General features: G+C 62.6%; 11 protein-coding genes and 2 pseudogenes. 5 read left to right on the top strand and 8 right to left on the bottom strand.

Features of this window, described 5'->3' with window-relative positions:
* A partial coding sequence (locus VMR39_RS01800; RefSeq protein ID WP_325413756.1) for a hypothetical protein occupies positions 1–296 on the bottom strand: 296 nt, incomplete at its 3' end.
* Positions 293–1108, bottom strand: a complete 816-nt coding sequence (locus VMR39_RS01795; protein WP_325413754.1) for a hypothetical protein — start codon at positions 1106–1108, stop codon at positions 293–295. The genes VMR39_RS01800 and VMR39_RS01795, both read right to left, overlap by 4 nt.
* Before the next feature lie 409 nt (positions 1109–1517).
* On the opposite strand from VMR39_RS01795, the gene VMR39_RS01790 reads away from it, so the two are divergent.
* The 3 genes and pseudogenes from VMR39_RS01790 to VMR39_RS01780 form a co-directional block, all read left to right on the top strand.
* Positions 1518–1790, top strand: coding sequence for a hypothetical protein (locus tag VMR39_RS01790; protein WP_325413752.1), 273 nt, complete (start codon positions 1518–1520; stop codon positions 1788–1790).
* Between the two features lie 273 nt (positions 1791–2063).
* Positions 2064–2258 carry a hypothetical protein gene (locus tag VMR39_RS01785; RefSeq protein WP_325413750.1) on the top strand — a complete coding sequence of 65 codons (195 nt, stop codon included), beginning with the start codon at positions 2064–2066 and terminating at the stop codon, positions 2256–2258.
* Positions 2259–2474: 216 nt separating this feature from the next.
* Positions 2475–2948: pseudogene (locus VMR39_RS01780) on the top strand (dihydroorotase); the annotation flags it as partial.
* 89 nt (positions 2949–3037) lie between these two features.
* On the opposite strand, the gene VMR39_RS01775 reads toward VMR39_RS01780, so the two are convergent.
* Both VMR39_RS01775 and VMR39_RS01770 read right to left on the bottom strand, forming a co-directional pair.
* The gene (locus VMR39_RS01775; protein ID WP_325413748.1) at positions 3038–3718 is read right to left on the bottom strand and encodes a site-2 protease family protein; all 681 of its coding nucleotides are present in this window, start codon (positions 3716–3718) and stop codon (positions 3038–3040) included.
* A 241-nt stretch (positions 3719–3959) separates the two neighbouring features.
* Positions 3960–4139, bottom strand: coding sequence for a hypothetical protein (locus VMR39_RS01770; protein ID WP_325413746.1), 180 nt, complete (start codon positions 4137–4139; stop codon positions 3960–3962).
* 88 nt (positions 4140–4227) lie between these two features.
* Here VMR39_RS01770 and VMR39_RS01765 point away from each other — a divergent pair, with 88 nt between their 5' ends.
* On the top strand, positions 4228–4842 hold the full coding sequence (locus tag VMR39_RS01765) for a hypothetical protein (protein ID WP_325413744.1): 615 nt from the start codon (positions 4228–4230) through the stop codon (positions 4840–4842).
* 369 nt (positions 4843–5211) lie between these two features.
* Here VMR39_RS01765 and add read toward each other — a convergent pair whose 3' ends face one another.
* Positions 5212–6357, bottom strand: a complete 1146-nt coding sequence (gene add / locus VMR39_RS01760) for an adenosine deaminase (protein WP_325413742.1) — start codon at positions 6355–6357, stop codon at positions 5212–5214.
* Entirely contained in the window at positions 6357–7646 is a 1290-nt protein-coding gene (locus VMR39_RS01755) for an NtaA/DmoA family FMN-dependent monooxygenase (RefSeq protein WP_325413740.1), read from the bottom strand. The genes add and VMR39_RS01755 overlap by 1 nt, the downstream gene beginning before the upstream one ends.
* A gap of 258 nt (positions 7647–7904) precedes the next feature.
* Here VMR39_RS01755 and VMR39_RS01750 point away from each other — a divergent pair, with 258 nt between their 5' ends.
* A complete protein-coding gene (locus tag VMR39_RS01750) occupies positions 7905–8738 on the top strand; it encodes an AraC family transcriptional regulator (protein WP_325413738.1) in 834 nt (277 codons plus the stop codon).
* Here VMR39_RS01750 and VMR39_RS01745 read toward each other — a convergent pair.
* Positions 8735–8968 (bottom strand): hypothetical protein, encoded by a 234-nt coding sequence (locus tag VMR39_RS01745; protein WP_325413736.1) that lies wholly within the window; start codon positions 8966–8968, stop codon positions 8735–8737. The two genes, VMR39_RS01750 and VMR39_RS01745, sit on opposite strands and share 4 nt — an antisense overlap.
* A gap of 381 nt (positions 8969–9349) precedes the next feature.
* Positions 9350–9814: pseudogene (locus VMR39_RS01740) on the bottom strand (IS110 family transposase); the annotation flags it as partial.
* Positions 9815–9931: the final 117 nt, after the last annotated feature.

Genomic DNA, 9931 nt, shown 5'->3' with positions numbered 1-9931 from the left:
TCAGCCCAACTCTGCGCCAGCAGGGCTTGCATGGAAGGACTATTGACCAACGCCAACTCCACTGCTTGCGACTGGCTCAAAGGCTTTTCCAACAGAGAGTGGGCTCGTCCGCGGAGTTTTGTCTTTTCAGAATCGTTCGTCACCAGCGACAGATTCCCCTGCGTGAAGCCCGAGGTTTCGTCGTTGATGCGCTTGACCGATTGACCAATGTCGATGCTGGCACAACCCGAGAGAACACCCAAACCGATCACAGCGATACCCGCTCTCAGCGGTACTCGATTGAACAGCCCTTTCATCGACGGCTCTCCCCGTGACCTGCGTGCGGATCATCGTTTCCAGACTCGGTGCTCGGTTTGATGTTGGGACCACCACGCGACTCTCGTGCGTAAGCTCGCCAACCACCAATGCGACCGTCCAAGGCGTAAAGAACCAGCCGTTGCAGCCTCACAGGGCTTGCCCCGGCAAGCGCAACCGCAAGTCCCGCAGCAATCACCAGCAAATCTGATTCGTGATTGCGATTCCCGAAAAAGCCGGTCAGCGTCCCTCGCACGGCGTCTGGCTGTAGATAAAACCGGGCGTCGGGATAGACCATCTGGACAAACCCCAACAGCAGCCCTGCCATTGCCAATGCAAGCACAAGGTAGATGAGCCCAACTCTTCCACTTGGGCTGAGCGTCGCGGCGCCCCAGAACACAGCGACGTAGCCGCTGGCCAGCAGGAAAGAATGCCAGGTCGATTCGATATCCAGCGTGAGCGGACGCCAGCTGTTGGCCTGAAGAAATGACGCGGCTTCAAGCAGAGGCCCGTGGCCCGCGAGAGCTCCTGCTGCGCGGAGCGGGATGGGGATCATTTGCGCAAGGGGTATCGCTGCGATCGCGAAACCCATCAGCCAGGCGGCCTTTGTGAGATGCCTGCGTGTGCAGTTGCTGTTGATAGCGGCAATACAAGCGGCCCACGCGGCCAGCAGCACGATACTGAAAGCCGGCGGTGAGAGTGCGCTGCTGCCTGCCAAGATGACGGACAGGCACAGGGCAAGCGCCATCGGCAACCACAGCCGCAAGTCAGCAAACAGCCTCAGCGTGTGCGAACCAGGACGTACTCTGTGCATAGATTCTCCCAGCTCGACGCGTTGGCATACTTAGGCATTTTAGCGATTGCAAATGCCCGAACCTCAGGCTCGCCACTGCCAGCAGACGGTTTTTGCAAACCTGGTCAGCACAGGCGTTATCGCTGGACGGGAGCCTGGTTCCAGGGACCATCATTTCTCTGCAAGAGGTACGTGATAAGCCCAGGGACTGGCCGGAAACGAGCCGTCAGTTGAGGTCTTGCTATCCGGGCGAGGCTAGAGAATTCCATTCCGACGGGCGTGATGTACATGCGCACGCCGATGGCACTGAACAGCTTGCGATTATCCCGCGGATAGGCTATTCGAGTGGAGTAATGAAGACCGTGCTTTGAATTCGGGGAGGCCTGCTAGCGTCTCCTTCGGCATCAGGGCTTCAAAGGGGTAAGATATCATGCAGAAGCTTCGTAATGCGGCGATCGCCAGCGCTGTTTCGGTTATGCTTATGACTGCTGGTGCCGCGAACGCTTCGGTACGTCCGGGCGCCGCGCAGTTTGCAACGTCAGCCCCTCTCCATAGCGGCGAGCGCAAGTCGCAGGATGTGGCGCAGGACAACGCGTTTCGCATGAGCACGGGAACAACAGTTCTCGCAGCAGCGGTTCTTGCCGGGATTGGTCTGGCTTTCCTCCTCAGCGATGACAAGGACGAACCCGTCAGTCCTTCCTGACTGGTGGATCCGGCTTTTCGGGCTGACGTTGTCAGTCCGAATACCGGACATCTTTGGCGGAAATGAATTTCACATAGCCGTTGCGCAATGCGCAGCGGCTATGTTCGTTTTTGAGGTGAGGTACTTCAGATTTCGGCGTATTTAGGTCAATCGCTTATTTGTCATTATCATGTAAAACCAAATGTATAGATCGCCGACCATACGCCACGATATCCGGCTGCTTCCGCAACGGGGATGCTGGGCGATTACTTTTTTGGTACCTGAGGTATTGTCATGGCTCCGGGAAAAATCACCAAGCGGACGCTTGATGCTCTCATTGATGAAGGCGTTGCGGGGTTCCTGTGGGACCAAGAGCTGAAGGGCTTTGGTCTGAAGACGACGACCGGCGGATCGACATCATACGTGATCCAGTACCGGTTGGGTGGGCGTGAAGTGAAGACCAAGCGATACACGATCGGGACCCATTGACGCCGGCCTCGGCGCGTGGAGAAGCGTCGAGGCTGCTTATCCTCGTCGCGCAAGGCATCGATCCCGTCGAGACGGACAAGCAACGGCGCCGAGAGGGCCATTGATCTGGCATTCTCAAACTATGCCGACCGTGTTGCCTCTTCCCGCGTCGGCAAAGGTTGGACGGCGCTCGTGCAACGCTCGCCCCGTCTTCACATCAAACCTGTTCTGCGGGACGGCCCCCAGCTCGGCGCGACGATCATCCGGCAGCACCTGATCATCAACCGCAACGCGATCTTCGCCGGCGGCATTCGTCCCCATGCTTATTGCCTGCCCATCGCCAAGCGCGAACGCCACCGCCTCGCCATGCGCGCGGTGGCCGTGTCCGGATCGCCCAAGTTCTTCCTCGGCACCGACTGTGCGCCACACGAGATCGGCCGCAAGGAAGCGGCCTGGGGATGCGCGGGCATCTTCAACGCGCCCTTCGCCCTGGAAAGCTACGCCCAGGTGTTCGGAGAGGACGGCGTTCTTGACCGGCTGGAGGGTTTCGCCTCCGAACACGGTCCCAATTTCTACGGCCTGCCCCTGAACGAGTGCACGGTGACGTTGATGCGGGAGGATGTGCTCGTGCCGGAGGTCATCGCCGCGGGCGGCATGGACGTGGTTCCCTTCCACGCCGGCGAGACGATGCGCTGGCGCCTGGTCGGCTGAGCCCTCGACCACGACCCGCGCAGGTTAGGAAAGATTATATCCGCCTCTGCCGACGCAGGCGGATATAGGCGTCGACGGCGCGAATGGTGTCAGGGACCGGCGACCAGGCGAGCCAGCGCGTCGTAACGGTCCGTCGCCCAGTCGACCGGCGGCAGGAGGATTCGCTCGACCAGATGGAGGTCGGGCCAGCTGTACGGCACGACCAGTAGCAACAGGAACAGTAACGGAAAGCCGTAGGGGCGCAGCTTGGCGTAGGCGCGGGCAGCGCCTCGCGGCAGTAGGCCTTCGACGACGTGCGAACCGTCAAAGGGTGGGATCGGCAGCAGGTTGAACAGCGCCAGGAAGATGTTGATCAGGACGAAATTGCGTAAGTTGAGGGCGATGAAGGCGAGGATGCCGCCCGTGGCGTCGGTCCTCGCCATCAGCCCCAGCAGAACTGCGCCGATGGCCGCCAGGATCAGATTGCTGAGCGGGCCGGCCAGCGCCACCGCCATCATGCCGAAGCGGGGATTGTTCAGGCGTTCTCGGTTTACCGGCACGGGCTTCGCCCAGCCGAAGACCGGCGCTCCGGCGAGCGCGAGCATGCCCGGCAGCACCACGGTGCCGACGGGCTCGACGTGCCGCAATGGGTTCAGGCTCAGGCGCCGCTGTTCGTGGGCGGTCGGGTCGCCTAGGCGCCGCGCCATCATCCCGTGCGCAACCTCGTGAAACACGATTCCAATCACGAGCGGCAGGATCAGCGCCCCGGCCTGGATGATGGTCTGCTGCATGCCCCCTATCTGGGAAGAGCGCGGCTTCGCCGCAATCGGTTCTCGCGGTTTCGGCCGCGAGCCGCGTGGCTGGTTGAGCCTGAAGGGGGAATGCCTGGGTCGGAAGACAAGGGCCGCTTGCAATGCAAGCGACCCTTGATGAGTGGCGGGTCCCCGGGAGGGGTGGGGGGATCGGGACCGCGCAGTTCGCCTCGGTAGGGGCGTCTGTAGGCTGAACACGCGTTCTCGCTGATCGGTTCCCTCAGTGAAGCGGTCGCTCCTGGCTTTCCAGGCTTTCGATCACCGCCCTGACTAGGCCCGAGGCGATGGCGGCAACGTCGCGGTGGACGGGAATCACCTCCGCGGGATTAAGCTCGAGTTCCTCGGTGAGATATTCCCACACCCAGTTGGCAAGCTGGAGCGTGGAGGGTTCTTCTTCCATGGGCCCTCCGGTGGTCCGTTCCGAAGCGCGAAGCCTATCATGGCGTGGCGAGATACGAAACCGGGTGGTGCCGGCCGGCCGGTGACTGATGGATGTTGGTGTGGTGGAGATGTGGAGAGGCAGTCTGCCCCGCGCCTGTGTGCGCCCGCACTCGATCTCGCTTGCGCTCGACGGGGCCGCCAGCTTCGCCGCCGTCTCGTCGCCGGGGCGTGAAGATCCCTGGCAGGGGACTGTCCCCGCGGGATCGGCGGCGCGACATCGCGTCGCCTCGATGGCGTGGGGTGATTGGCCTGCCGGCTGGCGGTGCGGGCTGCGCTCATCCTCTAGGCCCGCCGCGGCGGCGCGCAACCTGGGCTTCGCCCCGGTCCTCCATGGCATTGCGGCCTCGCGGGTGCGCCCCGACTCACGTCAGCGGGCCTGCCGGAACACTCCTGTCGCCCACCCCGCCCTACGGCCGGTTAATGCGCGCGATGAGAAGGAGTGCATCGCCCTGACCTTCGGGCTGACCGCGTTGCAGATGAAGCGTACGCTCGCGCTCGGCAATCTCGTTCCCCTACTGCGCATGGCGGTGTCGGCAGTGTGGAAAGGGCGGCCGGGTCGCCGAATGGGCGCGGGAGCAGGAGGCCGAGGTATCCGGGCCTTCGCCCGACGAGGGCATCGTGCGCGCCGCGTGAAGACGGGACGGGGTGGCGGCGGCGCTTGATTTTCCCGGGCATGCGGTCGGTCGGGACGAGCGCTGCCCGACCGCCATCGAATTAAAACATAGAGCCGCCACTATTCCGCTTTCGGAGATCGGCCCAGCATCGGCCAATGGCCCGAAATGGATGGAGTTCTGCCGGTTCGCATTCCGACCACCGACTTAGGAAAGCGGATGCCAACCTATTCCCGCCAAATAGCAGCAAGCGACCAACTTACGCCGGTCCATCACCGGCGTCGGAACGACCGGTTGCATCGGAACCGGTCATAAATGATTTCACGTGATTGCTGGCGAGGCGTTACGGTCTGGCGGCCTGAGCGTGATACATCCACTATCCGCCCCCGCCCAACATTCTTGGTGGAGGGCGGATCATGGCTATCTGGCAGGCTTCTTCGTGAAATCGAGCTTGGATCGCCTTAAATAGAGCTTCAGCTGCAACGCGTATGCGCGCCGCTGGGCCGGTTGGATCCATGAGATGGCGAAGCTGTTGCGCGCAAGCTGGGCGAGATGCGCGCGATCCATGCCGGTGGTCTGTTGCACGCGTAACATGAGGTCGCCCACGTAGAGACCGCGCTTCATTCCTGGATCATCGGAGTTGACCGTGACCAGCAAGCCTTCGTCTAATAGCCGGGCGATCGCGCCTGCCCGGTATTCCATCCGACCAGGGATATCCGCGTAGAACAGGGTCGGAGCGCCGGTCAGTCCGATCTTGCGGCGGCGCACTTCCTCAATCAAGGTTGGATCGTTCAAGACGTTGAGACCGTGATCAATTCTCTCGACCCCGAGCAGTTTGATGACGCCCCAGTGATGCGCCACCGTATTGGGCTGATCCACGTCGCAGTGCGAGGTGAGGTGCAGGCCCAGTTCGCGGGCGTGGGCGTAGACGGCCTGGAACTTTGCCGGAAAATCGTCGACCTCGGGATTGTCCAGCCCGACGCCGATTATCAGCGAGCCGAGCCAGGGCCGGCTCTCTTCCAGGACCTGCGCCGCCTGCTGAGCGGGCCGGTCGCGCAGGAACGAGAGGATGAAGCGGGCGTCCAGTCCCAATTCGCGCTTGGCATCCTCATGGGCGCGGGACAGGCCCCCGTAAAGCGTGGCCAGCGACACTCCGCGTGCCTGATGCAGCTGAGGATCGACGTAGACCTCCGCATGGAAAACGCCCTGAGAACGTGCCTTGCGAAAATAGGCCAAGGCGACGTCGTGAAAATCACGCTCTGTTTTCATGACGCCGACCAGTTCCTCGTAGATCTGGATAAAACTGCCCAGATCATGCGCATCGCGCAGGCGAGCGCGCACATCCTCGGGCGTGGCATAGCGGGTGGCTATGCCGTTGCGCCGCGCCATGTCGAGGTAAAGTTCAGGCTCCATCGTCCCTTCGAAGTGCACGTGCAGTTCCGCCTTGGGCAATCCCATGACGAACGCACGATCGGCACTTTCGCCTGTCTCTTCGGCCGCGAGGGCGGGCCGCGGCCCCATGATCAGGACCGACAGGACCGCGGCGGCAAGCCATCCGCGCACCATCAGAATTCCCCCAGATGGGCGCGCAGCGTGCTGCCGGCATAACGCGAACGCACCTGCCCGCGCTCCTGAAGTACGGGCACCAGGTCGTCAACGATGCGCCTGACGTTCGCGGGTGTCAGCGGGCCTGCGATCAGGAAACCGTCGCCGCCGACCTCGTCCATGACGGCCGCCATCTCGTCGGCCACTTGAGCGGCGGTGCCGACCATGGGCGTGTCGGGCGTCTGGCGCGCCATGCGCAGCGCCATCTCCCGGATCGTCGCGCCGCTGCTGCGCAGCCAGTCGAGCGTGCCGCGGCTGCCGTTCGTGTTCACCTCGGCGGGCAACGGTTCGTCGAGATCGTAGCGCGCAAGGTCGATGCCGGTGATCGCGCTGATCTGGGCCACCCAGGCCTCGACCCTGTTGGCGGGCATGTCGGCCATGGCGGCGCGCATTTCGTAGGCTTCGGCTTCGTCGCGACAGATATGGGGAAACGCCACGGCCATGACCTTCACATCTTCGGGATCGCGTCCTTCTTCCTCCGCAAGGCGGCGGATCTCGTTACGGAACGCCTTGATGGCGGGGGGATGGTTGACGGGCGTGAGCACGATATCGGCGTGTCGCGCCGCGAACCGGCATCCCTTGGGCGAGGCGCCGGCCTGGGCTAGGACGGGCTGCCCTTGCGGCGAGGGCGGAACGTTGAGCGGCCCCTTCACCGAGTAGTAGGCGCCGGAGAAGTCCACTTCGTGCACTTTGGTATAGTCGGCGAACACACCGCTCGCTGTGTCCGCGACCACGGCGCCAGGCCCCCAAGAGTTCCACAGACGCTTGCACAGCCGGACGTATTCGTCGGCGATGTCGTAGCGCTCGTCATGTTCCGGCAGACCGGCCATGCCGAAATTGAGAGCCGCCCGCTCGCTGGACGAAGTGACGATGTTCCACCCGACCCGCCCCCCGGTCAGCAGGTCCAGCGTCTGCACCTGACGCGCTAGCAGGAACGGCGGGTAGAAACTGGTGGTGAGAGTGGGAATGATGCCGATGTTCGAAGTCGCAGCCGCCATCAGTCCGGCCACAACCGCGGGGTCGAACTTGGGCGCGTGGATGGCTTCGCGCAGGTACACCTCACGGCTTGCCCCGTATGTATCGGGAACGGCGCTGAGATCTTCCAGAAGGATGAAATCGAAGCAGGCCTGTTCCAGCCTTCGCGCCATGTCTTGGTGGAGTCGCGGGTTGGCCCAGCCATAATCCGGGTCGAACTCGGCCGATCCCCATCCCTGCACCGCTTCGTAAAGGAACCAACCCAGGTGAAACATCGCAACCCTCTTTCCGGCCACGCCGCCGCGCCGCGAAAGGCGGCTGTCCTTCGAAGTTATCCAGCTTCAACCATCAGCAGAATGCCCTCGGGTCATCTGACTTGCCCCGGGTTCCGATCCGACATAAAAAAATCGCGGGCGGGGTGCCCTCCATTCTTTGCAACGGATCGTACGAGATTTACGGTTGGACAATGACCATGTCCGTGCGCGAAGAGCATGGTCCCGCCCCGATCGGCCTTATCAACCGCGAGAAGTGCCATGGATCTGTTCGTCCAGCGTAATCGGTTCTCCTTCCACGAGGGCTATAGCGATGGTGACCCATACCGCGCTTTCTACCGAGCCCGGCGCGCGGAAGTGTCGATCATCCTGGAGGGCGCGATCTCGTTCGTCGAGGACGGCCGGCCGCGCACTGTCGAGGCACCCGCGCTGACGTGCCAGACCTACGAGCGCGAACTCGAAGTCGTCCCCGCAGCGGGCAGGCGTACCCGCACGATGTGGTGCCACTTTCCGCCGCATCGCCTGAGTGCAGCCGATTGGAGCTTCCTGCGTGGCCTACCTCCAACGATGCCGGTGGTCGACAGCCTCCGTGCGATGTTCCGCGGAGCGGCGCCGCTGCTCCAGTCGATCGACGAGGCAAGAACCGACCTAGTCGGGGTTGAAACTTCCAGCGATGGGCGCGCGATGGTGCGCGACGCGCTCGGGGCAGCCATCTTCGCCGAATACATCCGCTGCGCGTCCGAGGTCGGAGATGCGCGAAAGACACTGCCCCAAGCCGTACGAGAGGTTCAGAGCGCCATCGACGAGCGTTATGGCGAGACATGGGATCTCGATCGCCTTGCCACGGTCGCGCAGCTCAACCCAAAATACCTGATCGCGATGTTTCGGCGCCATCTCGACGAAACGCCGATTGCATACCTCTGGCGTAAGCGTGCCGAGTCCGGATATTCGATGCTGCGCCAGACCCGGTTGAGTGTGGAGGAGATCGCCTTTCGCTGCGGGTATCAGACCGTCGCGCACTTCTCTCGAACGATCAAGCAGCGCTACGGCGCACCGCCCCGGGATATCCGCGCCGAGACGTCGCCGGGCGGCTAGGCGGTCACGCCCCAGGCTTTGGCGAAGGCATCCAGGCGGTCCAGATAGGGACGGCGTTCCGCCGGCGAAATCCACGCCGCATCGAAGGCGTTGCGCTGTATCCGCACCAGTTCGGCCGAGGTCAGCGAACTGCGCACCTGCGCCTCGACGAGGACTTCCGTCAGGTACTTGCTGTTCATGTAGGCGGGGTCGTCCGAGTTGATCGTGACGTTCAGGCCGTGGTCCAGCATGCCGCGCACTACGTCCGAAATTTGATCTAGGGCGTGTCCGATTAGGCTGCATTCGTTCTCTAGCGGCGAGAACCGGACAGTGCCCCTATGGAGCGCAGCCCCCGAAGTCCTGAGAGGCCGAACGGGGTGGGAAGCGGTGGTTGCGCATGCATGGGCAGCGACCGACGCTAGCGGACTGGGCAATTGGAAAATTCTTCGGTGGTGCTCAACCCACGCATTGCGGGCGCCGCTGCTATTACGTCTGCAGTGCGTATCGATCTGATATGTACGAGATTGGGTGTCGAACTAAGTGCAGCGGAACCTCGTTATAAACTTGTTGTACCGCCAGAAAAACTCATCCACCATCCGCCAGGCTGAATGGATAACACAGCCCTTGCTGATCCCGACCGGGATGGCGCCCCCCAGTTCGGCGAGTACGCTGCGCATCATGTTGACCAGTTGCGTGCGCTGTTTGATCAGAAGGTTGCGCACGCGGTGCAGGGACAGAGCCGCCTGTTGTTCGCGCTACTTGATCGGCACGAACCGCATCGTCTGACGTGTGACCGCTTCGCAGATCGCTTCCGCATCGGCGGCATCGTTCTTGCAGCGCTTCACATACGGCTTCACGTACGCCGCCGGCATCAGCCTCACGTCATGCCCCAGCTTGGTGAGCTCGCGCGCCCAGTGATGCGACGTCCCGCAGGCCTCAGCGCCTACCAGGCACGGCGGCAGTTTCTCGAACAACGGCAGCATCTGTGATCGCGGCAGCGCCTTGCGAATGACGACCTCACCGGTCGCGCTGATACCTTGAACCTGAAAGACATTCTTGGCCAAATCCAGGCCGATCGTGCTAGGCCGTGAACCCATAAAACGTTGGCGCTGGGGCATGGCCGTGCCGACCTGCATTTATGGATGAGCAGCACGATCCGAGCTTGATGGGTATGACGGTCAATGAGCGGCTATTTCATGTTGGCATTCTCGATC

It is taken from the genome of Sphingobium sp., assembly GCF_035511395.1.
Lineage (GTDB): Bacteria > Pseudomonadota > Alphaproteobacteria > Sphingomonadales > Sphingomonadaceae > Sphingobium.
This window is presented reverse-complemented; position numbering and strand designations above follow the sequence as displayed.

Bases quoted from the DNA above. Each gene is read 5' to 3' on its own strand.
- VMR39_RS01795 (WP_325413754.1), bottom strand. From the start codon at position 1,108: ATGCACAGAGTACGTCCTGGTTCGCACACGCTGAGGCTGTTTGCTGAC.
- VMR39_RS01790 (WP_325413752.1), top strand. From the start codon at position 1,518: ATGCAGAAGCTTCGTAATGCGGCGATCGCCAGCGCTGTTTCGGTTATG.
- VMR39_RS01785 (WP_325413750.1), top strand. From the start codon at position 2,064: ATGGCTCCGGGAAAAATCACCAAGCGGACGCTTGATGCTCTCATTGAT.
- VMR39_RS01775 (WP_325413748.1), bottom strand. From the start codon at position 3,718: ATGCAGCAGACCATCATCCAGGCCGGGGCGCTGATCCTGCCGCTCGTG.
- VMR39_RS01770 (WP_325413746.1), bottom strand. From the start codon at position 4,139: ATGGAAGAAGAACCCTCCACGCTCCAGCTTGCCAACTGGGTGTGGGAA.
- VMR39_RS01765 (WP_325413744.1), top strand. From the start codon at position 4,228: ATGGATGTTGGTGTGGTGGAGATGTGGAGAGGCAGTCTGCCCCGCGCC.
- add (WP_325413742.1), bottom strand. From the start codon at position 6,357: ATGGTGCGCGGATGGCTTGCCGCCGCGGTCCTGTCGGTCCTGATCATG.
- VMR39_RS01755 (WP_325413740.1), bottom strand. From the start codon at position 7,646: ATGTTTCACCTGGGTTGGTTCCTTTACGAAGCGGTGCAGGGATGGGGA.
- VMR39_RS01750 (WP_325413738.1), top strand. From the start codon at position 7,905: ATGGATCTGTTCGTCCAGCGTAATCGGTTCTCCTTCCACGAGGGCTAT.
- VMR39_RS01745 (WP_325413736.1), bottom strand. From the start codon at position 8,968: ATGCTGGACCACGGCCTGAACGTCACGATCAACTCGGACGACCCCGCC.